19 protein-coding genes are annotated in these 25,138 nt (G+C 70.4%); 8 read left to right on the plus strand and 11 right to left on the minus strand.

Annotation, left to right across the window (positions count from 1 at the left end):
- Positions 1-180: 180 nt before the first annotated feature.
- A complete protein-coding gene (locus tag ACWF82_RS16675; protein ID WP_379307654.1) occupies positions 181-798 on the plus strand; it encodes a trimeric intracellular cation channel family protein in 618 nt (205 codons plus the stop codon).
- Between the two features lie 118 nt (positions 799-916).
- On the opposite strand, the gene ACWF82_RS16680 is transcribed toward ACWF82_RS16675, so the two are convergent.
- Positions 917-2,095 (minus strand): pyridoxal phosphate-dependent aminotransferase, encoded by a 1,179-nt coding sequence (locus ACWF82_RS16680; protein WP_452502030.1) that lies wholly within the window; start codon positions 2,093-2,095, stop codon positions 917-919.
- A gap of 174 nt (positions 2,096-2,269) precedes the next feature.
- On the opposite strand from ACWF82_RS16680, the gene ACWF82_RS16685 reads away from it, so the two are divergent.
- A complete protein-coding gene (locus ACWF82_RS16685) occupies positions 2,270-2,485 on the plus strand; it encodes a hypothetical protein (protein ID WP_189030173.1) in 216 nt (71 codons plus the stop codon).
- Between the two features lie 50 nt (positions 2,486-2,535).
- On the opposite strand, the gene sigJ is transcribed toward ACWF82_RS16685, so the two are convergent.
- Positions 2,536-3,429, minus strand: coding sequence for an RNA polymerase sigma factor SigJ (sigJ, locus tag ACWF82_RS16690; protein ID WP_452502032.1), 894 nt, complete (start codon positions 3,427-3,429; stop codon positions 2,536-2,538).
- A gap of 66 nt (positions 3,430-3,495) precedes the next feature.
- Between sigJ and ACWF82_RS16695 the strand changes: the two genes are divergently transcribed.
- The gene (locus tag ACWF82_RS16695) at positions 3,496-4,074 is read left to right on the plus strand and encodes a GNAT family N-acetyltransferase (RefSeq protein ID WP_452502033.1); all 579 of its coding nucleotides are present in this window, start codon (positions 3,496-3,498) and stop codon (positions 4,072-4,074) included.
- A gap of 119 nt (positions 4,075-4,193) precedes the next feature.
- Here ACWF82_RS16695 and hrpB read toward each other — a convergent pair whose 3' ends face one another.
- Positions 4,194-6,680 (minus strand): ATP-dependent helicase HrpB, encoded by a 2,487-nt coding sequence (gene hrpB, locus ACWF82_RS16700; RefSeq protein ID WP_452502035.1) that lies wholly within the window; start codon positions 6,678-6,680, stop codon positions 4,194-4,196.
- Positions 6,681-6,856: 176 nt separating this feature from the next.
- Positions 6,857-7,945, minus strand: coding sequence for a 3-deoxy-7-phosphoheptulonate synthase (locus ACWF82_RS16705; RefSeq protein ID WP_452502037.1), 1,089 nt, complete (start codon positions 7,943-7,945; stop codon positions 6,857-6,859).
- Positions 7,946-8,261: 316 nt separating this feature from the next.
- Between ACWF82_RS16705 and ACWF82_RS16710 the strand changes: the two genes are divergently transcribed.
- Entirely contained in the window at positions 8,262-9,080 is an 819-nt protein-coding gene (locus ACWF82_RS16710; RefSeq protein ID WP_452502039.1) for an NmrA family NAD(P)-binding protein, read from the plus strand.
- Positions 9,081-9,280: 200 nt separating this feature from the next.
- On the opposite strand, the gene ACWF82_RS16715 is transcribed toward ACWF82_RS16710, so the two are convergent.
- The 3 genes from ACWF82_RS16715 to ACWF82_RS16725 all read right to left on the minus strand — a co-directional run bounded on the left by ACWF82_RS16715 (position 9,281) and on the right by ACWF82_RS16725 (position 14,771).
- Positions 9,281-9,751, minus strand: a complete 471-nt coding sequence (locus ACWF82_RS16715) for a carboxymuconolactone decarboxylase family protein (protein WP_452502040.1) — start codon at positions 9,749-9,751, stop codon at positions 9,281-9,283.
- 94 nt (positions 9,752-9,845) lie between these two features.
- Positions 9,846-10,709, minus strand: a complete 864-nt coding sequence (locus ACWF82_RS16720; protein WP_452502042.1) for an oxidoreductase — start codon at positions 10,707-10,709, stop codon at positions 9,846-9,848.
- 78 nt (positions 10,710-10,787) lie between these two features.
- Positions 10,788-14,771, minus strand: a complete 3,984-nt coding sequence (locus ACWF82_RS16725; RefSeq protein ID WP_452502044.1) for an amino acid adenylation domain-containing protein — start codon at positions 14,769-14,771, stop codon at positions 10,788-10,790.
- A gap of 261 nt (positions 14,772-15,032) precedes the next feature.
- On the opposite strand from ACWF82_RS16725, the gene ACWF82_RS16730 reads away from it, so the two are divergent.
- Entirely contained in the window at positions 15,033-16,652 is a 1,620-nt protein-coding gene (locus ACWF82_RS16730) for a (2,3-dihydroxybenzoyl)adenylate synthase (protein ID WP_452502046.1), read from the plus strand.
- A 108-nt stretch (positions 16,653-16,760) separates the two neighbouring features.
- On the opposite strand, the gene ACWF82_RS16735 is transcribed toward ACWF82_RS16730, so the two are convergent.
- The gene (locus ACWF82_RS16735) at positions 16,761-18,047 is read right to left on the minus strand and encodes a salicylate synthase (RefSeq protein ID WP_452502262.1); all 1,287 of its coding nucleotides are present in this window, start codon (positions 18,045-18,047) and stop codon (positions 16,761-16,763) included.
- A gap of 204 nt (positions 18,048-18,251) precedes the next feature.
- Between ACWF82_RS16735 and ACWF82_RS16740 the strand changes: the two genes are divergently transcribed.
- On the plus strand, positions 18,252-20,681 hold the full coding sequence (locus tag ACWF82_RS16740) for a glycerol-3-phosphate 1-O-acyltransferase (RefSeq protein WP_452502048.1): 2,430 nt from the start codon (positions 18,252-18,254) through the stop codon (positions 20,679-20,681).
- Positions 20,681-22,096 (plus strand): HAD-IB family hydrolase, encoded by a 1,416-nt coding sequence (locus ACWF82_RS16745; protein WP_452502050.1) that lies wholly within the window; start codon positions 20,681-20,683, stop codon positions 22,094-22,096. The genes ACWF82_RS16740 and ACWF82_RS16745 overlap by 1 nt, the downstream gene beginning before the upstream one ends.
- 35 nt (positions 22,097-22,131) lie before the next feature.
- Here ACWF82_RS16745 and ACWF82_RS16750 read toward each other — a convergent pair whose 3' ends face one another.
- The 3 genes from ACWF82_RS16750 to ACWF82_RS16760 all read right to left on the minus strand — a co-directional run bounded on the left by ACWF82_RS16750 (position 22,132) and on the right by ACWF82_RS16760 (position 24,513).
- Positions 22,132-23,337, minus strand: coding sequence for a Dyp-type peroxidase (locus ACWF82_RS16750; RefSeq protein WP_452502052.1), 1,206 nt, complete (start codon positions 23,335-23,337; stop codon positions 22,132-22,134).
- Complete coding sequence (locus ACWF82_RS16755) at positions 23,330-23,866, minus strand: copper chaperone PCu(A)C (protein WP_452502053.1); 537 nt, start codon at positions 23,864-23,866, stop codon at positions 23,330-23,332. The genes ACWF82_RS16750 and ACWF82_RS16755 overlap by 8 nt, the downstream gene beginning before the upstream one ends.
- Before the next feature lie 98 nt (positions 23,867-23,964).
- Complete coding sequence (locus ACWF82_RS16760) at positions 23,965-24,513, minus strand: hypothetical protein (RefSeq protein WP_452502055.1); 549 nt, start codon at positions 24,511-24,513, stop codon at positions 23,965-23,967.
- A gap of 153 nt (positions 24,514-24,666) precedes the next feature.
- Between ACWF82_RS16760 and ACWF82_RS16765 the strand changes: the two genes are divergently transcribed.
- Positions 24,667-25,107 (plus strand): DUF6069 family protein, encoded by a 441-nt coding sequence (locus ACWF82_RS16765; RefSeq protein WP_452502057.1) that lies wholly within the window; start codon positions 24,667-24,669, stop codon positions 25,105-25,107.
- The last annotated feature ends 31 nt before the right edge of the window (positions 25,108-25,138 follow it).

The raw sequence follows: 25,138 nt of genomic DNA on the forward strand, positions 1-25,138 counted from the left end.
GAAGTGCTTCCGCTCACATGCCGGGGGGCGACACGGTGAGGCCGGGTGGTCGGCGGTGAACTCCTGCGTGTCACGCTGCTGGGTGGTCCTGGCGAGAAGGAGTGAGCGGTGAGTGTTGGGTTGCTGGTGGCGGTGGTCGCGACCGGGCCGTCGGTGACGGAACTGGATTCGGCGGTGACCATGGTGCATCGGGGCGGCGAGCTGCTCGGGGTGATCTCGTTCGCCGCGTCCGGCGCGCTGGTCGCCGCCCGCAAGCGGCTCGATCTGTTCGGCATCGCGGTACTCGCCACCGCGACCGCGCTTGGCGGCGGCATCGTGCGCGACCTGCTGATCGGGCGCACGCCACCCGCCGCGTTCACCGACCTCACCTACCTGTCCGCTTCCCTGCTGACGGCCTTCGTCCTGTACTTCATCGCGCCGTCGCCCCGGCTCACCAAGGGTCCGCTGGAGATCGCCGACGCGATCGGGCTCGGCCTGTTCTGCGTCACCGGAACCGTGATCGCCGACTCGGCGGGTCTCGGCGCGCCCACCGCCGCGCTGCTCGGCATGACGACGGCGATCGGCGGCGGCGTCCTGCGTGACGTGCTCAGCGGCGAGGTGCCGCGCGTCCTGCGCCCCGACCAGGACCTCTACGCCATCCCCGCCCTGTTCGGCGCGGCCACCACCGCCACCCTGCTGCACTTCGACCTGTACCGGGCGTGGACCGGTCTGCTCGCCGCCGCCGGCGCCATCGGCTTCCGGCTGCTGGCCCGTCACTACCAATGGCACGCGCCACTGGCCCGACACGCTCGCGACTGAGCCATACCGACGATCGCCTGCCCGCTCGCGAGGCGTATGCCGACCGCCTGATCACTACCGGACGCTCACGCTGCACCCATGCCGGCGGGCACATCGGTACCGCCGGACCGGCAGCCCGTCAGCGCACCGCCATACCCGCGCGCAGGCGCCGCACTCCCTCGTCGATGGTCTCGTCGCGCTTGCTGAAGGTGAAGCGCACCAGGTGTTTCCATTCTTCGGGGTGGTCGGTGAACACACTCACCGGCACCGCGACGACGCCGAGACGCGCGGGCAGTTCGCGGCAGAAAGCCAGGCCGTCCACAGCGCCTAGCGGGCGGATGTCGGCGCAGACGAAGTAGCCACCGGAACTGGCGGCGACGCCGAAACCGGTGTCGCGCAGCGCGGCCGAGAGGCGCAGCCGTTTGTCGGACAGTCCGTCACGCATGGCGTGCACCCAGTCGAGCTCGGCGTTGATCGCGTGCGCGACCGCGGGCTGGAACGGCCCACCGCCGACGAAGGTGAGGAACTGCTTGGCCGCGAGCACGCCGTCGAGCAGCGGCGCGGGCGCGCAGACCCACCCGATCTTCCAGCCGGTCACATTGAAAGTCTTTGCCGCGCTGGACACCACGATGGTCCGCTCGCGCATGCCGGGCAGGGTGGAAATGCTGATGTGCTCCGCGCCGTCGTAGACCAGATGCTCGTACACCTCGTCGGCCAGCACCAGCAGATCGTGTTCGCGGGCCAGCTCGGCGATGGCGGTGAGATCGGCGCGATCGAGGACTGATCCGGTCGGATTGTGCGGTGAATTGATCACCAGCATGCGGGTTTTCGGGGTGATCGCGGCGCGCAGGCTGTCCAGGTCGAGGACGAAACGGTCGCCGTCGGGGACCAGGCGCGCGGTCCGCCGCCGGGCACCGGCCAGTGCGACCGCGGCGGCGTAGGAGTCGTAGTACGGCTCGATGAGCACCACTTCCTGGTCCGGCTCGACCAGCCCGAGCAGGGCGGCGCTGATTCCTTCGGTGGCGCCGACGGTGACCAGCACCTCGGTAGCCGGGTCGTAGGCGGTGCCGTAGCGGCGGGCGCGATCGTCGGCGATCGCCTGGCGCAGCACCGGCATGCCACGGCCGGGCGGGTACTGGTTGAGCCCGTCGGCGATGGCGGCCCTGGCTACCTCGAGCATGCCCGCGGGCCCGTCGGTATCCGGAAATCCCTGACCCAGATTCACCGCGTCATGGCGGACGGCCAGTTCGGTCATCTCGGCGAAGATGGTCGATCCGAACGGGCGCAAGCGGGAGACAGTGGGCGGCGCAGACGACATCTCCGCAGCGTATCCCACTTTTCGCGCACGTTGCCGACCGATAGCGAACACGCATGTTTCACAAACGTTTTGCGGGGTTGACCTGCGCTATTGTGCGATCACCCAGGCTGAGCTAGCCTCGCCGTGTTCTACCTCACACACCACTGCGTGGTGGTATATCGAAAGGGGCTCCCTATGGCCTCACCTCTGCTCGATTTCATCGCCGGACCGGCTGCGTCGGAGGTTGCCGGTTCCGCTCTGCGATTCATCCACGACCATCTGATGGGCAGCCCGATCGTGGACTACTTCACCGGCTCGGCGACCCCGGACAACAACATGGGTTCCTCCACCGGCGACCACAACCTCGGTTCGTCGACCGGCGACCACCAGTGGGGGTCGACCTACCCGTAGACACTCGCGGCATCGGACCGGATCGCGCGGGTCCGGTCCGATGCGAGGGTTCAGCGCAGCCGCGCGCCAGACAGCTTCATCACATTGGCGAAATCGTAAGCAGCCCAGACTTTTCCGTCGCGCACCGAGAATCCGAGGACGCGCACCGGCCGCCCGAACGGCGAGTTCGGATCGGTGAGCACGAGGCCCGATTGCCCGTTCACCGCGGCGAATCCCATGTCCAGCCCCGGTTCTTCCAGGTGCTTGCGCCACAGTCCCAGCGCCAGACGCGCGATCTTCTCCGCTCCCGCAACCACATTCAGTGCGGTCTTGGTCGTTCCGCCCGCATCGGCGACGAAGGTCGCGTCCGGATGCAGGGTGGCCGCCACCGCCACGACGTCGCCGGTCGCCAAGGCGGCGAGAAACTTCTGGACCGCCTGATCGTGCACCTCATCGGTGACCGGTTCCGGCGCCTTCGCCGCCGCCTTCCGGGCCCGGACCGCCAATTGCCGTGCGGCATCGGCGGATACGCCCAGGATCTCCGCGATCTCGTCGAACGGCACGTCGAGGCTGTCGTGCAGGACCAGCGCCACGCGCTGCTGTGGTGTCAGCGCGTCGAGTACCACCATCGCCGCCATCCGGCTGTCCTGATTGCGCACCACCACATCCAGCGGATCAGGGGTGCGCGACGGCGTGGTGACGATCGGCTCCGGTAGCCATTGCCCCACATACGTTTCCCGGCGTACCGCCGCACTGCGCAGATGATCGAGGCAGATCCGGCTGACCACCGTCGTCAGCCAGGCCCGCAGATCGTCGATCTCGGACTGGTGCACCCCGGCCATCCGCAGCCAGCTCTCCTGCACCGCGTCCTCGGCGTCGCCGACGCTTCCGGTGAGCCGATAGGCGACCGAAAGCAGGTGCGCTCGATGCGATTCGAACAGGTCGGCGAGAAGCGGGGAAACCATCGCCGATGATCCTACGGACCGGAAAACCTGCGGAGAAACCGGGCGTCGACCTGTCAGGATGACACGATGTACGAGCACACGCTCACCGACGGCACGGTCTGGCTCACCCGCCCGGCCCGCACCGACATCGACCGCATCACCGAGTGCTGCCAGGACCCCGAGGTGGGCCGCTGGACGACGATTCCCGTCCCGTACAGCCGCTCGGACGCCGAGCGATTCCTCGACCTGGTCGTCGCCCCCGGCTGGGCGGGCAACGCGCCCGTCTGGGCGATCCGCACCGCCGAAGACGGGCAGGTCGACGGCATGATCAGCCTGGACACCCGCGGCCCCGGCGTCTGCGAGATCGGCTTCTGGCTCTCCCCCGGCCACCGCGGCCACGGCCTGATGTCACGCGCCATCGCCCTGGTCTGCGACTTCGCCTTCGCCCCCGACGGCCTGGCCTTGGCCCGCATCACCTGGCGCGCCATGGTCGGCAACCACCCCTCAGCCGCCGCCGTCCGCCGCAACGGCTTCCACTACGAGGGCACCGCCCGCCTCGGCGGCATCCAGCGCGGCGCCCGCGTCGACGAATGGCACGCGGCCCGCCTCTCCACCGACCCACCCGGCCCCACCGACACCTGGCCCGCCGACATCGCACCCCGCTGACGTGGGAGCGAGGGAACCAAGATCACCACGCTCTGGTGGCGGTCGCTTCTCGGACGATGCTCACACCAGAGCGTGGTGATCGACCGTCCAACTGGGCGACTCGGCTGGGTGAGGGTTGGTCAGCGGTTCTGGGCGCGGCGGGCGGTGCCGCGGTGGGCGGTGATCGTGGTTGGGTCTTCCGGCCAGGCGTGTTTCGGGTAGCGGCCGCGGAGGTCGGCGCGGACCTGGGGCCAGCCGTTCTTCCAGAAGCTGGGGAGGTCGGCGGTGACGGCGACGGGGCGCTGGGCCGGGGAGAGCAGGTGCAGCAGGATCGGGGAGCGGCCGTCGGCGAGGGTTGGTGGGTCGGTCCAGCCGAAGATCTCCTGGACCTTCACGGCAAGGACCGGCGGTTCGGCGCTGTAGTCGAGGCGGACTCGGCTGCCGGAGGGGACTTCCAGGCGTTCGGGGGCGAGTTCGTCGAGGCGGGCGGCCTCCGGCCATGGGAGCAGGCGGCGCAGGGCGGTGCCCGCGTCGATGCGGGCGAGGTCGGCGCGGCGGCGGGCGGTGGTGAGTTCGGGGCCGAGCCAGTGGTCGAGGTCGGCGAGCAGCGCGCCGTCGTCGACGGCGGGCCATGGGGCGCCGAGCGCGCGGTGTAGGAAGCCGAGACGCTGCCGTAAGTTGCGGGCGTCGTCGGTCCAGCGCAGGAGCTCGAGCCCCTCGGACGCCAGGCCCTCGCGCACCGCCTTCTCCAGCAACCACGTATCCGGTTCGCGCAGCGTCTTTTCCGACAGGACGATCGCCCCGAGCCGCTCCACCCGCCGGGCAACCACGTCACCCGACTCCCAACGCACCTCCTCGGCCCGCGTCACCAACCCGGGCGCGGCCGCCCTGGCGAGATCCTCATCAGCGATGGCCGCCAACCGAATTCGCCCCTCGGCCCGCCCCGGATCACGATCCGCCACCGCCACCGCGAGCCACTTCGCCGCACCAAGACCGGAACCCGGCGGCAAAGTCACCGCCGTACCCCCGGCCATGAGATACGAAGACCCGCTCGCCCGCCGCTTGGCCAGCCGCTCCGGATACGCCAGCGCGATCATGAGCGCGGCGATATCCGCGGGGCTGTCGCTGGGCAGGTCGGTCGCGGCGACCAGTTTGGTCAGGCGCTGCACTTCCTTCGTCCAGCGGGGTGGGCGTTCGGCGCGCAGGGCGCGGAGGGCGGCGGCCGCGTCGACGCCTTGGGCCAGGGAGTCGTCGTCCATGAGCACCACCATTTCCGCGGCGGCGCGCGCACCGACGTGGGTGGCGCCGTCGAGGAGGGCGCGGGCGAGGCGGGGGTGCAGGCCGAGGGCGGACATGGCGCGGCCGCGTGGGGTGATGCGGTCGGTGCTGTCGAGGGCGCCGAGGGCGCGCAGGACGGCGCGGCCTGCGGCTAGGCCGCCTTCCGGTGGGGCATCCCACCAGGCGAGGCCGGTGCCGTCGGGGGTGCCCCAGCAGGCCAATTCCAGTGCTAGGCGGGTGAGTTCGGCGGTGCGGATCTCGGGTTCGGGGTAGGCGGGGAGGGTTTGGTGTTCGTATTCCGGCCAGCAGCGCCAGGCGGAACCGGGTGCTTCGCGGCCGGCGCGGCCCGCGCGCTGTTCGGCCACCGCCGACGAAACCCGTACCGTGGCGAGGCCGGACAGCCCGCGCCGATGATCGATGCGTGGCACCCGAGCCAAGCCGGAGTCGACGACAGCGCGCACGCCGGGCACGGTGAGGCTGGATTCGGCTACCGCCGTGGACAATACGACGCGACGCCGTGATCCCGGCCGCAGCGCGGTGTCCTGGGCGGCGCCACCGAGCCGCCCGTGCAGCGGCACGACATCGACGTCCAGATCGCGCAGCAGTGCGGCCGTCCGGTTGATCTCGCCGACGCCGGGCAGGAACACCAGCACGTCCCCGTCGGTATCCGCGAGCGCAGCCCGCGTAGCCCGCGCGACCTGCGCCTCGACCCGTTCGCGGGGCAACGCGGGAAGGTACCGGACCTCCACCGGATAGGTCCGCCCCCGCACTTCGAGCACCGGCGCTGACATCGAACTCCCACCCGGAGAATCCAACGGCGCCTGCTCGCCCGCGTCGAGAAGCTGCGCCAAACGATCGGCCGCCACCGTCGCCGAGGTCGCGAGCACCCGCAGGTCCGGCCGCAATCCCGATCTGGCGTCGAGCAGCAGCGCCAGCAGCAGGTCGGCGTCCAGATGCCGCTCGTGGCACTCGTCGAGCACTACGGTGCGGACCCCGGCCAGCTCCGGATCGCTCTGCAACCGCCGCACCAGCAAACCCGAGGTCACCACCTCGATCCGCGTCCTCGGCCCGACCTTCCGGTCCCCGCGCACGGAGTACCCGACGGTCTCCCCCACCTTCTCCCCGAGCAGCGCCGCCATCCGCGCCGCCGCCGCCCGCGCCGCCAACCGCCGCGGCTCGGCCACGACGACCCGGCCGTCGGCCTCGGCGGCCAATGCCAACGGCACCAGGGTCGTCTTACCTGTTCCCGGCGGCGCGACCAGCACCGCGACCCCGCGGTCGGCCAACGTCTCGACGATCTCTCCCAGCGCGGGCCGCACCGGCAGATCAGGCAGTTCAGGCAGCTTCATCACCCTCGAGTCTGCCGTCACCCCGCGAACCGGGAATCAGCCACCCTGACCATGGCCGTGCCGGTGGGCCTACACCGTGGACTGACGGGTTCCGCCGAGACCGCCGCGGTATCGAACGCCGTAGCCGGAAAGCCCTGTGGCCCCGGAATATTCCGGGGCCACAGGGCGAAAAGAACTCAGCCGCGACGGGATTCGACGGCGGCGGCGAGCCGGTCGAGCTGGGCGGCGGTGACGTTCCAGTCGATGCACGCGTCGGTGATGGACTGACCGTAGGTGAGCTCGTCGGCCTTGCCGAGGGTCAGGTCCTGGCGGCCCGCGACGAGGAACGACTCCAGCATCACGCCGACCACGCCCTGCTCACCGGCGGCGAGCCGCTCGGCGATATCGGTGACGACGTCGACCTGCCGGTTGTGGTCCTTGTTGCTGTTGCCATGGCTGGCGTCGACCACGACGCGCTGAGCCAGCGAGGACTTCTCCAGCCGCAGCTTGGCGTCGGCGACCGAGGCGGCGTCGTAGTTGGTGCCGTTGCTGCCACCGCGCAGGATGACGTGGCAGTCCGGGTTGCCGCTGGTGCGGATCAGCGCGGAGCGGCCGTCGAGGTCGGTGCCGGGGAAGACGTGGCTGGCCGCGGCGGCGCGCACACCGTCGACGGCGACCTGCACGTCACCGTCGGTGCCGTTCTTGATGCCGACCGGCATGGACAGCGCGCTCGAAAGCTGGCGGTGCACCTGGCTGGCCGCGGTGCGGGCGCCGATCGCGCCGTAGGAGACCAGGTCGGCGATGTACTGCGGGGTGATCGGATCCAGGAACTCACACGCGACGGGCAGGCCGAGCGCGGTGATGTCGACGAGTACCTTGCGGCCGATGCCGAGGCCGGTGTTGACGTCGAACGAGCCGTCCAGGTGCGGATCGTTGATGAGGCCCTTCCAGCCCAGCGTCGTGCGCGGCTTCTCGAAGTACACGCGCATCACCACATGCAGCCGGTCGCTCAGCTCCTCGGCCTTGGCGGCCAGCTTGCGGGCGTAGTCCAGCGCGGCGGCCGGGTCGTGTACCGAGCACGGGCCGACAATCACCATGAGGCGGTCGTCGTCGCCGTTGAGCACGTCGACGGTGGCTTTGCGGCCCGCGCGGACGGTGTCGGCGAGCTCGTCGGTGATGGGGTGGACCGTGCGGACCTCGGCGGGCGAGCGCAGGGGGCTCACGCTGAGGGTGCGCTGGTCGTCGAGGTCGGAATGCCGCGAGTCGACATCGGCTGCGGTAGTCATGTGTGGGGTTTCCTATCTTCGAGGCCGACCCACGGACTACGCGAACCCGTCGAGCCGGTCAGTATCCGGCTCGTGGGTGGCAGAGGTCAGCGCGCAGGGTCGCAGACCGGCCCACCCAGGGCCGGCTCGCTAAACCAGAAATATGCGCGCTGCATGGGTACGGACTCTACCACCGGAGAAACGTCGCCAGTCAGAGCTAGGTCGCCCGGAGTGTGGACCATCACACCACCGCGCCGACGACCCACGTCGGCCGAGACCCTTGACCTCTACCTTGCTCGAGCTTCTAGCGTCGGTAGCCGAGGAAAGGAAATCGACTGTGACAACACTGGTTACGGGCGCCACCGGGAACACCGGTCGCCAGGTGGTGCGCGAGCTCGTCGGTCGCGGCGAGAAGGTCAAGGCGCTCACCCGCGATGCCGCCGCCGCACGCACCCTGCTCGGTCCCGAGGTGGAAGTGGTCACCGGCACCCACACCGTGCCGTCGACACTCGACGACGCCTGGCACGGTGTCGACCGGCTGCATGTGACGGTGACCGCCGGGCTCGCCGAGGCCGGGCCGGAGCTGATCGGCCGGGCTGTCGAGGCGGGGGTGCGCCGCATCACCGTTGTCTGGGGCGGCGGGGTCGGTCCGGTCGAGCAGGCGATCGCGGAGTCCGGGGTGGAGTGGACGCGGCTGGAGCCGCAGGAGTTCATGTCGAACACGCTCACCTGGCTCGAGCCGATCCTGGCCGACGGCGTGGTGCGCGAGCCCTACGACCACCCGAGCGCGGTGGTCCACGAGGCCGATATCGGCGCCGTCGCGGCCGTGGCGCTACTGACGGACGGCCACCACGGCCGCGCCTACAACCTGACCGGACCCGCGGCGATCACCCCGCACGAGCGGATCGCGATCCTGGCCGCGGCCGCGGGCAGGCCCATCGGGTTCGCCAGGATCACCCACCAGCAGGCCGTCGACCGGCTCATGGCGACCGGCGTCTCGCAGGCCGACGCGGACTACGTGATCGGCTGGTACGCCGAGTCGAGCCCGGAGTCGTACACGGTCGACCCGACGGTCGAGAACGTCCTCGGCCGCCCTGCGCGAACCTTCACGCAATGGGCGGCCGAGCACGGACACCGGTTCGCTCAGCCCCACTGACCCGGCACGTAGTCGCCGATCGACGGCAGAGCCGGGCGGTGGGCACCGGTTTGGCCGCTCAGCCCCACTGACCCGGCACGTAGTCGCCGATCGATGGCAGAGCCGGGCGGTGGGCACCGGTTTGGCCGCTCAGCCCCACTGACCCGGCACGTAGTCGCCGATCGACGGCAGAGCCGGGCGGTGGGCACCGGTTTGGCCGCTCAGCCCCACTGACCCGGCACGTAGTCGCCGGCGGGGGTGCGGGCGATGGCGTTCATCCGGTTCCAGGCGTTGATCATCGCGATGGCGGCGATCAGGGCGGCGGTCTGGTCGTCGTCGAAGTGCTTGCGCACCTGCTCCCAGGTGTCGTCGGAGACGTGGCCCCCGTCGGCGACGCGGGTCGCCTCGTCGGTCAGCGCGAGGGCGGCCCGCTCGGCGTCGGTGAAGACGGTGGCCTCGTGCCAGGCGGCGACCAGGTTCAGCCGCGTCGCGGACTCGCCCGCGTGCACGGCGTCCTTGAAGTGCATGTCGGTGCAGTAGCTACAGCCGTTGATCTGCGAGGCCCGCAGCTTCACCAGCTCATAGGTCGCCTTGTCCAGCGTCGAGTCGTCGATCACCTTGCTCGCCATGGTCAGTCGCTTGGTGAAGCTGGCCGCGACGGGGTTGGCGTAGAGGTTGAAGCGCGGTTCCATGATGGCTCCTTCGTCGTTCTGTGGGGTTCTACAGAGAGGACGAGGGAGCCACCCGAGGTGTGACAGCGTCGATTGTGACGCCGGTCACCAACTCTCAGATCAGGCCGCAGAGCTTCTCGGAGAGCTCCCACAGTTCGGAGGCGACCGCGCGGTTCTTCGACGCGCCGGTGCTGCCGCAGCGGGCCGGGTATCCGCGCAGGCCGAGCAGGCCGTCGGGGCCGTAGAACGCGCCGGGCGCGATATCGGCGGTAGCCGCGAAAAGGGTCGGCAGCGCGCCCTGCTCGGCGCTCTGCGCGAGGGTGCGGTTGCCGAGCCACATGATCGCGTCCTGGATCGACTCGGTGTGCGACATGAGTTCGGTCGCGGCGTAGCCGGGGTGCGCGGCCACCGAGACCACCGCCGAGCCCTCACCGGCCAGCCTGTGCTGCAGCTCGTAGGCGAACATCAGGTTGGCCAGCTTGGACTGGCCGTAGGCGAGCCAGCGGTCGTAGCGGCGGCGCTCCCAGTTGGGGTCGTCCAGGTCTATCCGGCCGATGCGGTGCGCGCCGCTGGAGACGGTGACCACGCGATCGGTGATCCGGTCCAGCAGCAGGTTGGTGAGCGCGAAGTGGCCGAGATGGTTGGTGCCGAACTGCATTTCGAAGCCGTCGGCCGTGCGGCGCAGCGGCAGCGCCATCACGCCGGCGTTGTTGATCAGCACGTCGACGCGATTGATCGAGTCGGTGAAGGCGCGGACCGAGTTCAGGTTCGCCAGGTCGAGCTCGCGGACCTCGGTCGCACCCGGCATACTCGCCGCGACCCGCTCCGCCTTGCCCGTATCTCGACAGGCCAGGATCACCTTGGCGCCGGCGGCGGACAGCGCACGCGCGGTCGCGGCGCCTAATCCACTGTTGGCTCCGGTGACGACGATGGTGCGGCCGGTCTGGTCGGGCAGGTTCGCGGTAGTCCACTTACTCACTGGCGAAAGTCTACTGCGACCTGCGAGAATCGCGAATCGGCAAGAGCCGGTGCGTGGTTCGCACCGGCTCGGCGGCCCTCAGGACTGCGTGAGGATCTCCTCGTCGGTCATCGCGGCGACCTCGAGGTACATCGCGGCGACCGCGTCGAGCCTGCCCGTGGTGCCAGCCCCGGTCTCCCGCTCCAGCATGCGCGCGGCCAGGCCGGCGATGCTGCGGGCGGTGAACAGGTCGGCGACGACGGTATCGGGCGCGTCGAGCCATTCGCGAATGCGGGCGACGGCCGTGGTGGCCAGCACCGAGTCACCGCCGAGGGCGAAGAAGTCGTCGGTGAGGCCGATCTGCTCGGTCGCCAGGACCTCGCCGACCACGGCGGCGAGCGCGCGCTCGAGATCCGACCGTGGCGCGACGAACTCCGTTGCCGTCTCGCTCTTTTCGAGCACCGCGCGAACGGCCTTGCGGTCCGGCTTGGCATTCGAGGTCAGCGGGAGCTCGGCGAGCAGTTCGAGCCGGGTCGGGACCATGTAGGCGGGCACCAGCTCGGCGGTGGCGGCGAGCACGGCCTCGATGTCGAGGGTGGTGTCCGGGGTGGCGACGATCGCGGCGACCAGCTTCGGCGCGGCCGAGCCGACCACGGCGGCCACCGCGTGCCGGATCCCGGGCACCGCGCGCAGGGCACTCTCCACCTCGCCGAGTTCCACCCGGTAGCCCCGGATCTTGACCTGGTGATCGGCGCGGCCGAGGAATTCCAGGCCGCCGTCGGGCAGGTAGCGGGCCAGGTCGCCGGTGCGGTACCAGCGCAGGCCCTCGTGGGTGACGAACCGGTCGGCGGTGCGCTCCGGATCGGCACGGTATCCGGCGGCGACGCCGTCACCGCCGATCCACAGCTCACCGGTGACCCAGTCGGGGCAGTCGGTGCCTGCTGGCCCGACGACGCGGCACTGCACATTGCGCAGCGGGGTGCCGTAGGGCACCGCGCTCCACTCGGCGGGGACCTCGGCGCCGACGACCTCGCAGATGGTGGAGTGAATGGCGGTCTCGGTCGCGCCGCCGAGACCGGCGAACCGGCACTCCGGGGCGAGGGCGGCGAGGCGGGCGGGCAGGGCCACGTCGACCCAGTCGCCGCCGAGGATCACCGTGCGCAGCGAGGGCAGCTGCTCGCCCGCGGCGGCGGTCAGCAGCATGTCGAGCAGGCTGGGGACGCAGTTCAGCATCGAAACCCGGTGGCGGCGGATCAGTTCCACCCAGCGGGCCGGGTCGCCGCGCTGGGTGTCGTCCACAGCGACGACCGCGCCGCCTGCGGCGAGCAGGCCGAAGATGTCGTAGACGGACAGGTCGAACTCCAGGGCCGACAGTGCCAGCGCCCGGTCGTCGGCGCCGAGACCGAAACGCTCGTTCAGGTCGTCGATGGTGTTCATCGCGGCGCGATGCGGCACCTCGACGCCCTTGGGCTTGCCGGTGGAGCCGGAGGTGAACAGCACGTAGGCGATGTTCTCCGGATCACCGAAGACGGGGCGCGCCAGCGGTTCCCGATGCGTCCGCGCCTCGGCCAGGTCGATCGCCCTGGCGTCGGGAATCCGCGCGCCACCGACGGTGAGCACCGCGACCGCGTCGGCGGTACGCAGGATCTCCGCGCGCCGGGCGGCGGGCTGATCGAAGCCGATCGGCACATACACCGCGCCCGCCGCGAGCACGCCGAGAACCGCGAGCACCTGATCAGGCCCCTTCGGCAGCTGCACGGCCACCGAATCACCCGGCGCCACACCGGCTTCCCGCAGCGCACCGGCGACAGCCAGCGCGTCGGCGGCGAGCTCGCCGTAGGTCAGCTGCCCGGCGGGCTCCCAGAGCACGGCGGGCGCCGAAGGATTCGTGGCCGCGTTCGCGAAGAACCCGGTGTGCAGCAGCTCCCCGCTCACCGGTCCCGTCGTCGCGTTGACCCGCGCGCGAGTTGCCGCCTGTTCCACCGGAATACGCACGCCCGCCTCGGCCTGCCACCCGGCTCCGCCGATCACGGCGGCACGCGCCCGACCACCTTGCTCGCCGGATGTCACTGCCCGAGCAGCGTCTTCCGCTCCACCCGTCACCGGGTCGGCACCGCTCGGCGCATCACCGGTCACCGGCGCGCTGCCTTGCGCGGCATCGCCTGTCGAATCGGCGCCGCCCTGCCCGCCACCCGCAGCCAGCTCGCCATCGTGCGCACCAGTGCCCGTCGGCCCGGCGCCACCCTGCGCTCCACCATCGGCCAACTCACCTCCGCGCGCACCGCCGCCGACGCGCGCACCGGGCGTCGACTCCGCGCCACCCTGGGCATCGGCGAGCGCGGAGCTCTGGCCGCCCAGTCGCTCGATCGCCTCGATGTAGCGGGCGAACATCACCTCGACCATGCCTGCGGGGAAGGCGGATTCGCGGATGTCCCAGTTGAGCAGGAGGCCGCCGCGGACCTCGGTGATCTGGGCGTCGAGGAGTACCTGCGGGCCCTGGGAGATGATCCAGACCGGGTCGCCGAAGGTGTCGGTGACGGTGTCGGCGAACAGTTCGCCCAGGTTGAGGGCGCTGGTGTAGACGATGGGGGCGAGGACCGGTTCGCCGCGGTGCCTGCCGAGGTCACGCAGGATCTCGAGGCCGGAGTAGGCCGAGTGCGCGCCAGCTTCGTGCAGGCGCTGCTGGAGGGCGCGGGCGCGGTCGGCGACGGTGGCGGGCGCGGTGACGTCGACCTCGAGCAGGACCGAGGAGGTGAAGTCGCCGACGACGCCGTCGACCTGCGGGTGCACCGGCTCGCGGTGGAACAGCGGCAGGTTCAGCAGGAACCGGCGCTGCGCCGACCAGCCACCGATGGTCTCGGCGAAGACCGAGGCCAGCGCCATCGCCGGGGTGATGCCGCGGGCGTGCGCGGCGTCGAACACCTGCGCCTTGGCCTGCGGGGAGAGCCAGCGGTGCAGGCGGATCGTGCGGCTGGGGTCCGAGATCTGCTGGGCCTGCGGCAGTTCCGGTGAACCGGGCAGCTCGGGCAGGCGTTCCTGCCACCAGGCGCGGTCGCGGGCGTGCTCGTCGCCGGTGCCCGCGGGGTGCTCGGCCAGGTACTGGCGGAAGGTGTAGTCCTGCGGGGACAGCTGTTCGCCGTGGTAGAGGCGGGCCAGGTCCGTGATGAGGATGCGGTAGCTCATGGCGTCGGCGGCGAGCATGTCGACATCGAGGTGCAGGCGGGTGCGGCCGTCGGCCAGGCGGGTCAGCGCGATATCGATCACCTGCCCGTCCTGCACCGCCATCCGCTGATGGGTGCGCGCGCTCCGCAGTTCCTCGAGCCGTTGCTCGGCGTCCTGCGCGGACGCCTCGCGCAGGTCGGTCACGCTGTACACCGCGCGGCCGGGCCGGTCGAGGGTCTGCTGGGTGCCGTCGGGCAGGAACCGGGTGCGCAGCATGGGATGGCGGGCGAGCAGCTGCTCCACCGCGCGCTCGAGCCGCTCGGGATCGACATCGGCACCGTCGAATTCGACATAGAGGTGCGCCGCGACACCGCCGAGTTCCTGGGCGTCGGACCGGCCGATCCAGTACGCGTGCTGCATGGGGGCCAAGGCGAACGGGGTCCCGTCATCGGGCACGATCACCGATCCGCTTGCCGCCGAATCGAAGTCGGCGTCCACCGGCTGCCTGTCGGCGGTCAGGACACCCGCCGCGGAGACCTCGTCATCGGCAGCGGACGGCGCCACTGCGTCGCCTTCGCGGGCCGTAACATCGACGGCCGAGTCGGTCGCCGATGTCGCGGCGCCGGCCGCGGTCGCGCTCGACGCTTCGGCGCCGCTCGCCGCGAGGTCGTCGGGGTCGGCGCCGTTGAGCAGGGCGAACCAGGCGTCGACGGTCGGGTGGGCGGCGAGCAGGGCGAAGTTCACCGCGATGCCGCGCTTGCGCCAGCCGCCCGCCAGCTTCATGGTGCGGATCGAGTCGAGGCCGAGCTGGATGAGGTCGGTGGCGTCGGCGACGTCGGCGGGGGCGAGGTCGAGGTGGCGGGCGATCGCGGCGCGGATCTCGGCGCGGTCGATCACGACGCCTGCGGGTGCTGTGTCCATCTGCCGGTTCACTCCTTGCTCGCCGCCCGAGGCCGGACGGATTTCGGTACTACCCGGCGGCAGCCTACTTCATTGAGATAGGGTTGCCTAACCTATGCAAGGTTAGCCTGCGAGGCGGACACCCGCATCGATTCCGGATCGACCAGCGGGAGGGCCGAGGCCGGGTGCGAGAACGTGCCCCCGGACACCCGGCCCGATCGACTCGCGGGACGGCCAGGACAGGAACATGCGGCGCGAGCCGCCAGAGCAGCGAGGCAGAACGTGACGTCGACATCGGCCGAAGCAGACCACCGCGAGGGCTACGTCCCCTTCCCCGAGGCCGCGGCACAGCGGTACCGGGACGACGGCTACTGGGCCGGACGCACACTCGGCGACCTGCTCCGCGACTCCGCGCGCACCCAGCCGCAGCGTCCCGCCGTCCGCACCGACGGCGGCACCCAGACCTACGCCGAACTCGACGCGGCCGCCGACCGGATGGCGCACGGCCTGCTGGCCCTCGGCATCAACCCCGGCGACCGGGTGGTCGTGCAGCTGCCGAACATCCCCGAATTCGCCACCGCCCTGTTCGGCCTGCTGCGGGCAGGCATCATCCCGGTGCTCACCCTGCCCGCGCACCGCCGCGCCGAGATCGAGCACCTCACCGCGCTCTCCGGCGCCGTGGCGTACCTGATCCCCGACACCCTCGGTGATTTCGACTACCGCGAGCTCGCCACCACGGTGCGGCAGGCGGTTCCGTCCCTGCGCCACGTCCTCGTCGCGGGCGAGCCGGGTGAGTTCACGGCACTGGATTCGATCGCCCGTGACGGCGATTCGCTGCCCGAGGTCGATCCGTCCGAGATCGCGCTGATGCTGGTCTCCGGCGGCACCACCGGCCTGCCGAAGCTGATCGCCCGCACCCACGACGACTACGTCTACAACGCCACCGCCAGCGCCGAGGTCTGCGCGCTCACCCCCGACGACGTCTACCTGGCGACGCTGCCCGCCGCCCACAACTTCCCGCTGGCCTGCCCCGGCATCCTCGGCACCGTCGCCACCGGCGGCGCGATCGCCTTCACCCTCGACCCGAGTCCCGAGGCCGCGTTCGCCGCGATCGAGAAGCACGGGGTGACCGTCACCGCCGTCGTCCCGCCGCTGGCCCAATTGTGGAGCGCCGCGGTGGAATGGGAGGACGCCGACCTGAGCTCGCTGCGCCTGCTTCAGGTCGGCGGCGCCCGCCTGGCCGAGGTCAATGCCCGCGACGTCGAACCGGCACTGCACTGCCGTCTCCAGCAGGTGTTCGGCATGGCCGAGGGCCTGCTCAACTTCACCCGCCTCGACGATGACGACGAGCTGGTCTGCACCACGCAGGGCCGCCCGCTCTCCCCCGCCGACGAACTCCGCGTCGTCGACGCCGACGGCAACGATGTCGCGCCCGGCGAGGAGGGCGAACTGCTCACCCGCGGCCCCTACACGCTGCGCGGCTATTACCGTGCGCCCGAACACAATGCGCGCGCCTTCACCGCCGACGGCTACTACCGCAGCGGCGATCTGGTGCGCCGGCTGCCCACCGGGCACCTGGTGGTCAGCGGCCGGATCAAGGACGTGATCAACCGCGGCGGCGAGAACATCTCCTGCGACGAACTCGAGGAGCACCTGCTCGCGCATCCCGCCGTGCGGCACGCCGCGGCGGTCGGCCTGCCGGACGCCTCGCTCGGCGAAAAGGCCTGCGTCGTCCTGGTTGTCACCGGTGAGCTGCCCAGCCTCGGCGAGATCAAGACCTTCCTCACCGAGCGCGGCCTCGCCACCTACAAGCTGCCCGACGTTGTCCGGCAAGCGGATTCGCTCCCGATCACCGCCGTCGGCAAGATCGACAAGAAGGCCCTGCGCACTGATTTCGCATGAACATGGGTAACTCACCGGGAACGCCCGGTCCGGGCCGACGGCCATAACCGTCGGCCCGCCGCACAAGTCCAGCGCACCCCACGACCGGCAGAAGTCGCGGGGAGGCGGTCAAGCCTTCACGACGTAAGGCGCTACGCTGCCGAGCTTCTCGCAGGTCTCCTCGAACTCACGCTCGGGACGCGACTGCCCGACGATGCCCGCACCGGCCCGCAGCCACGCACCCTCGCCGGTCTGATAGATCGCCCGCAGCACCAGCGTCGCCTCCATCGCGCCGGTCGGCGAAACACACACCACCGCACCGGAGTACAGGCCGCGCGGATCATGATCGTTGCGGAAGACGGAGTCGACCCCCTCGCGCTTGGGAATGCCGGAGGCGGTCACCGAGGGGAACAGCACCTCGAGCGCGTCCCAGCTGGTCCGGTCGGTGGCGAGGGTGCCGCGCACAGTGGACGCGAGGTGCTGCACGCTGCCGCGCTCGCGCACCGCCATGAAGTCGGAGACGGCAGGGGTGCCCGGCGCGGCGACCTCGGTGATCTCGGCGAACGAGGTCTGCACCGACATGGCGTGCTCCACGATCTCTTTCGGATCGGCGAGCAGCTCGGCGCGGGCGGCGTCATCGGCCTCGGCACCGAGCCCGAAGGCACGGGTCCCGGCGAGCGGCTCGGTGGTGACGATCCGGTCGTCGTCGACCGAGGCCACCAGCTCCGGGCTGAACCCGGCCGCCTCCAGCCCGCCGAGGCGCAGCAGGAAGGAGCGGGCCGGGGTGTTGTTGGCCCGGCCGAGCCGGTAGGTGGCGGGCACGTCGACAGCGAAGGGCAGCTCGACCTTCCTGGACAGGATCACCTTCTGGTAATCGCCGGAACGGATCTCCGACACCGCCGTGGCGACGCGGGCCTGGTAGTCGGTCGGGTCGGGCCGCACGTCGACGGGGAACGCGACCGGCAGGTCGGTGCCCTGCGACGCGGCGATCAGATCGTGGATATCGCAGGCCTCGGCGGGCGTGGCGCCGCTGATCCGCACTCCGGTGGCGTCGATGCGGACCTCGATCCGCGGAATCATCAGGTGCACCAGCGGGGTCAGCGGGTTCAGGTAGCGGGTCGCGGCCAGCGAGAAGGCGCAGAATTCGAAACCGATCCAGCCGTAGGCATTGCGGCCGTCCAGGGGTAGCTCGGCCAGCGCGGCGTCGACGACCTGGGCGGGACTGCCGGTCCACGCGCTCGTGGTGGTCTTGCCACCCCACACGGTGCGCAGTTCACCGGCGTCGAGTTCGACGCCGCCGAGCGGGTCGGCGGCGAACACCCACCCGCCGGGCTGCTCGTACATCACGTACTCGCCGAAACGATCGGCTGCCGCCAGGCGGGACATCGCTGCCGCCGGATCGGTCACATACTCCACCCTCACGGGCTGTTCCGTCGACGACAACGATCCTCCAAGGTAATGCTGACCTAACTTGTTCGGGGTTAGGTTAGCATTACCTGGGAGATTAGCCAGCGTCGTCCGTGGGTATCCTTCACCACCCAGGTGGCCGACATGGCCGTGCGCAACGCGCGGTAGCCCAAGTTCGGTGCGCCGAGGCGGAACTGCCGCTTGAATGGAGAGATGATCGACATCGGTGGGCGGCGCGGCCCGCGAACGGGACCCATGGCCGACTCGGTGGTCGCCCTGGTCGACGCGGCATCCGGCGTCGAACGCGAACTCATCGGCAACTGGATCGCCGAAGGCGGCCTCAGTCGCGACATCGGCTCCGATGCCCCGGTGACCCAACTCGACCTCGACGCCAAGGCGATCACCAAACGCCTGGTCGGCAGGCACGACGACCCGCTCGTCGTCCCGGTCCGGGTGCTGTGGCTGCCGCCGGAACGCGACGGCGTCCGCCGGGTCACCTTCGCCGACCTTGTCATGCTGACCAACCCGCGCAAGCCGAACCGGCTCGTCCAGCGCAGGCTGCTGCGCACCGAACCCGACCGGCACCGGGTGCTCGTCGGCGCACCAGCCCGGCTCAGCGAACTGCGCACCAACAATCCCGAGGCCGCCGCCCTGCTGCGGGCCGGCACGGCCGAGCCGTTCGCGCGCTCGGTGGTGCGCGCTGCCGTCGTCGCGCTGGAGCGGGCCGAGCGCACCGTCATCGGTGACCGCTACAAGGTGCCGCAGCTGGTGGCCGAGGAGATCCTCGACTCCCCCGAATTCCAGCGCAAACTCGATTACATCGCCGACGAGACCGGCACCGAACCCGACCAGGTGTACCGCAATGCGGAGAAGGCGCTACGCGAACTGGTCGCCGCGCAGAGCAGGCTGGTCTCGGATCTGTTCACCCAGGCCATGCGCCCGGTGCACGCCTCGACCTGGAAGGTCGACACCGATCTGCCCGGCCTGGACGCGCTGCGCAAGCTCAACCGCAAGCACCCGCTGGTGTTCCTGCCCTCGCACCGTTCCTATGTCGACGCGTTCGTGCTCGGTGACGTGCTGGCGCGCAACGACTTTCCGCCCAATCATGTGATCGGCGGGGCGAACCTCAACTTCTGGCCGATGGGCCCGATCGCCCGGCGCACCGGAACGGTGTTCATCCGGCGCAGTTTCGGCGACGACGAGGTCTACAAGGCCGTCGTCGAGGAGTACTTCGCCTACCTGCTGGCCAAGCGCTTCAATCTGGAGTGGTACTTCGAGGGCGGCCGCACCCGCACCGGCAAACTGCGACCGCCCCGCTACGGCCTGCTCAATTTCCTTGCCGCGGCGGTCCGTTCACGCCGCGTCGAAGACGTGATGCTGGTGCCGGTCTCGATCACCTACGAGCGGCTCAACGAGCTGGGCGCGATCGCGAGTGAACAGGCAGGCGGCACGAAGAAGCCGGAGGGTATCGGCTGGCTCGCCAGATATGTCCGCAGCCAGCAGCATTCGGCCGGGCGCGTGTATGTGCGATTCGGCGAGCCGCTGTCGGCACGGGAACGGCTGGGCGCCAACGGCGATCCGCTCGATCAGCGCCCGATGACGATCCCGCTGCGCGACACCACGACGGGCGAGGCGAGCGTGCCCGACGAGTCGGCGCTGCGTGAGAGCGAGCGCAAAGCCGTGCAGCGGCTGGCCTTCGACATCGCCGTCGGCATCAACCAGGTCACCCCGATCACGGTGAACGCGCTGGTCACACTGGCCTTGCTCGGCGTCCACGAGCGTGCGCTGACGCTGGGACAGGTGCGCACCGTGGTCGACCCGGTGCTCGGCTACATCGCCCAGCGCGGGCTCCCCAGCGGCGAGCTGTCGGCCCTGCGTGACGATCAGGGCCTGCGGGTCGTCCTCGAACAGCTCGCGCTCGCCGGTGTCGTCACCGTGTATCGCGGTGGGCTGGAGCCGGTGTACGCGATCGAGCCGGGTGCGCACCTGGAGGCGGCGTTCTACCGCAACAGCGCGGTGCACTGGTTCGTCAACCGGGCCATTCTCGAACTGGCCGCGCTGACCGCCGTGGAGGAACCGGGCGAGGACCCGCTGCGCTCGGCGTGGAAGGCCGCCTTCGCGCTGCGCGACCTGCTCAAGTTCGAGTTCTTCTTCCCCGAACGCCAGGAGTTCGCCGAGCAGATCATCGACGAGGTGCGGATCATCGTGCCCGAGTGGGACGAGAACACCCCCGACGATCGGCTCGATCGCCAATTCCTCGGCGCGCTCACCGATTCCGGCTTCGTGATGGCGCATCGCGTGCTGCGCTCGTTCTTCGACGCGCAGCTGGTGGTCGCCGAACGCTTGGCCGCGCGGTCGGCCGACGCGACGATCGATCGCAAGGAGTTCATCGACGAGTGCGTGGCGGTCGGGAAACAGATGCTGTTGCAACAGCGCTTGCACAGCCCGGAGTCGGTCTCGACCGAATTGTTCACCAGTGCCTGGAAACTGGCCGACAACCACGGTCTCATCGCTCCCGCCGTCCCCGGCGCGGAAGCCGAATTGCTGCAACGGCGGCAGGAATTCGCCGATCGGCTCCGTGATCTCGGTGAGCGCATCGCGCGCGCGGCCAGCCTCGACCCGTCGAACCGGACCGCGATCTGATGGGCACACTCACCGAAGCACTGGCCGCTATCCGGTCGGGACCGCAGGGATCGCGGGTCGCCGCCGTCTTCGATTTCGGCGGCACCGTTGTCGACGGGCTGCCGCGACGGGGTCTGGCGCGCAGACTGTTCCGTCGCGGTGACGCGCGCAGGGCCGCGCTGCTCGGTGGCATCGTGCGCGGTGGCAGCGACGGCGATTACGTGCGCGTGCTGCAAGCCGTCGAGCGGGCCTGGGCTGGCCAGTCCGAGTCCGATCTGGAAGAGCTGGGCCGCAGCGCTTTCCGCCGGGAGATCTACGGCAGGCTGTTCCCCGAGGCCTGGCAGCTCGTGCGCGCCCATCAGCTGGCCGGGCACACGGTGGTGCTGGTCAGCGAACTCACCCGTTTCCAGGTGCTGCCCGCCGCCGAACGACTCGGCATCGAGCATGTCCTGTGCACGGAACTGGCTGTGGACGACGGCATCCTGACCGGGCACACCGAAGGCGCACCGCTGTGGCGGGCCGAAAAGGCCGACGCCGTCGGTGAATTCGCTGCGGCCGCCGAAGTGGAGATCGGCTATGTCTATGCCGACAGCGCCACCGATCTGCAACTGCTCGACCTGGCCGAGGTCCCCACGGTGGTCGACCCCGATCCGAAGCTGGCCGGGATCGCCGCCGAACGAGGCTGGCCCGCACTGACATTCCGTCCCCGCCTCGCGCCACGCCCCGTCGACTATCTGCGCACGATCGCCGGCTTCGCCGCGCTGCTCGGCGGCGCGCTGGTCGGTGTGCTGCGCAAGTCCTACACCGGCAGGCGCCAGGCCATGGCCGACGCCCTCATGCACGACGCCACCACCGCGACACTCGCGGCGATCGACGTGCGGTTGCGCGTCGTCGGCGCCGAGCACGCCCGCGCCCCGCGACCCGCGGTGTTCCTGTTCAATCACCAGAGCCAGTTCGACGTGATCATCGTGCCCAAGGTGCTCGGCGGGGCGGTCACCGGCATCGGCAAGAAGGAGCTGGCCAATCATCCGCTGTTCGGCCCGCTCATGCGGTTCGTCGGCGTCACCTTCATCGACCGCACCGACACCGAACGCGCCAAAGCCGCACTCGCGCCGGTGGTTTCCACCCTGCGCGACGGACTCTCGATCGGTATCGCGCCGGAAGGCACCCGGTCGTACACGCCGCGGGTCGGCCCGTTCAAGAAGGGCGCGTTCCATATCGCCATCCAGGCGGGCGTACCGGTGATCCCCGTGGTGATCCGCAACGCGGGCGAGATCGCCTGGCGGGATTCACCGATCGCACGGCAGGGGATCGTCGATGTCGCGGTGCTGCCACCGATCGATGTCTCCGGCTGGGACCCCGCCGACATGGACGACGAGGTCGAGCAGGTGCGGCAACTGTTCGAGAACACCCTGCTGGACTGGCCGCAGGCCTGAGCCGGCCGGGCGCGGTGGTGGGCCCGGCCGGACTCTCAGCCCTCGAACAACTGCTCCCCGAGATAGTGCCCCGGTCCTGATACACCGGGCGGGATCGCGAACACTGCCGAGCCGACGGGTGTTGTCCATTCGTTCAGTGCGTCGAATTCCGCCAGGCGCTGCTGTACCGGCAGGAACTGGGTGTCGATATCGCGCTGGTAGGCGACGAACAAGAGGCCCGAGTTCGACAGCTGGCCGGGGGCAGGGGCTTCGTCGTAGTTGAAGCCGCGGCGGAGGAAACGTTCGCCATCGTGAGTGTGTCTGGCGCGCGCGACATGCGACGAGGGTGGGATGACCGGGATGCCGTTGCGGTCGACCGCTGTCAGGTCGGGCTCGTCGTGTTCGGCGGTGCCGGTCAGCGGGGCACCGTTGGACACCCGGCGGCCGACGGTGAGTTCGCGGCCGTCGGCGTCGAGTTCGTCCCAGGTGTCGAGGTCCATGGCGATGCGCCGCAGTACCAGGGAGGTGCCGCCTGCCAGCCATGGCGTCGACGCGCCGTCGTCCCACACCAGGCGATCGAAGTCGACTGTGCGCGGGGCGATGTTGACGGTGCCGTCGACCTGGCCCATGAGGTTGCGCATGGTCTGGCCGCGGGGCGCGTCGCGGAAGCCGCGCTGCACCCAGCGCACCGTGACCAGCGATTTCACATGCTTGGACAGCACCCGCACCGCGTGTGCGACCGTCGTCGCCTCCTCGGCGCAGATCTGGAGGACCAGGTCGGCGCCGGTATAGGCGGGATCGAGGCGGTCGATGGGGAACACCGGCAACGGGCGCAACCAGCTCGGCCGCCGCGCCTCCAGACCCGTGACCGTGAAAAGCCCGGGTCCGAAGCCGACGGTGATCGTCAGGCGCGTCGGCCTTGCGGCGAGTTCCGGTTCGGTGTCGGCGAGCGCGGGCAGGCCCTTGGTAAGCCGGGACGCGTCGTCGGTCCAGATCCGGAGCAGGCCGATGACGTCCTCGCGGCCTGCACCGGGCGCCAGGTCGAAACCGGCGAAGGCCACGTGACCGGGTGGCGTCGTCTCGACGCCTGCCTGGTGCGGGCCGTAGAACGGGACGACGTCGAGCGCATCGTCCCTGGCTGGTTCCTCCCGTGCGAAACCAGCCGCACCCCAGCTGATTCCGGCGGCGCCGACGACACCCGCGGCCGCGGCTCCCCCGCCGAGCAACCGACGGCGGGAGAGCCTTTGCTGCGGATCAGCCATGCGTGGGATGCTCGGTGCCCGGCGTGTAGTTCTCCTTGCCGCCGGCGAAGTCGCGCACCTGCGCGGTGACGACGGTGCTCGAACCGTCGGCGAAGGTGAGCGTGAGCGAGGTTTCCGCGCCGGTGCGCAGCGGCTGCTTCAGATCCATGAACATCAGGTGCTCGGCGCCGGGTTTCAGCGTGACCTCACCGTGCGCCGGGATGGTGATGCCACCTTCCTTGGGGCGCATGGTCTTGGCGCCGGTGCTGTCGGGCACCACCTCGTGGATCTCGACGCGATCCGAGGCCGGGCTGGTCGCGGCGACCAGGGTCATCGGTGTGTCGCCGGTGTTCTTCAGATTGCCGAAAGCGGCGGACATGCCGGAATCGGCGGCCTTGATCCACTGGTCGCTCATGGTGATTCGGTCACCCGGTGCATCGGGTGCGGGGTCGGCGGCCGAGCAGGCGGTGGCGAAGAAGGTCAGCGCGGACAGGGCCGCTGCGGCGCCGAGACGACGTGCGAGCCGGGGCGGACGCGGGAATGCGGACACGGGAGAACTCCGATCATCGGGGTTGGGTGAGGACCCGAACCGACGCGCGAAAGTCGACGAATCAACCGCACGGACAGCGGGATTCGTGGAACGGCGGACTACGCCGGAACGGGGTGAAGTCTGGTCGCGGCCGCGGGTGGCGGTCCGCGCAGGCCGATGCTGGGTCGCAGGAGGAGTTGCCGCAGGACCGCGCGTTCCTCGACCGGTGGCAGCCGCATCGCGGGCGCGGCGGGCTCGGTGATCCCGGCCAGCACGAGGACAAGGCGTCGCACGCTGGTGATCGCCCGCCGCGCACCGAGTTCGGCGGCGCGGATCGCGAGGGCCCCCGCCGGGATCGCCACCAGGTGCGCGAGCAACATGGCGGCGGAAAAGCTGTGGTGGTGGGCGTGGCCCAGCGTCAGCGCGATGTGCCCGACGCCCTGGCCGACGGCCAGCACCGCCATGGTCGAGGCCGGACTCTCGCCGCGGGGCAGCGCGGTGACGACGACGCCGATCAGGGCGCAGGCGGCGAACAGCAGCGTCAGCGACGATCCGGTGGGAACCGCGGTCGCGCCTCCGATTCCGTGCGCGAGCACGGCGACCGCACCGGAGGCGGCACCGACCGCCGCGCCACGCAAGCGCGCGGTGTGATCCGTCGGTGAACGCACCCCGCCATGCTACGACTCGCTGTCGTAGAAGGGTGGTCCAGGGCGCGTGACCAGCGTCTCATCCGGTTCGCGGAAATTGATCGGGTCAACGGCTTGACCTAAATAATGGTTCAGGTTCGATGATTGTCTCACCACCGAATGAGGGAGAACATCATGACCACCACCACCGCCACCCCGACCACCATCCGCACGCTGCCCGCGCTGAACCGGCCGGTCGCCGTCCTGGGTGGCGTGGTCGTCGCCGTCGTGGCGAACTTGATCGTCTGGGGCATCGGTGCGGCCGCAGGCGGGTCCTTCATCACCACCGACGCGGGCAAGGTGATGGACGTCGCTCCCGGCGGCGTGATCTTCATGTCGGCCGTGCCGCTGCTGATCGGCCTGACCGTCGCCGTGCTGGTGTCCTACCTGTGGACCGGGGTGCTGCGCGTCGGCGCGGTCGTCGGCTCGGCACTGTCGATCGCGACGATCGCACTGACCGTCGACGCCGATTTCGACACCGCCTCCACCATCGCGCTGTCGGTGATGCACGTGGTGCTGGTGCCGGTGATCGTGGTCGCGCTGGAAGGTGTGCGCAAGAGCATCACCGCCCGTTGACCCCGCGACGACGAAGGACCCCGCCGGAGAT

This window comes from Nocardia sp. NPDC055053 (genome assembly GCF_053608285.1).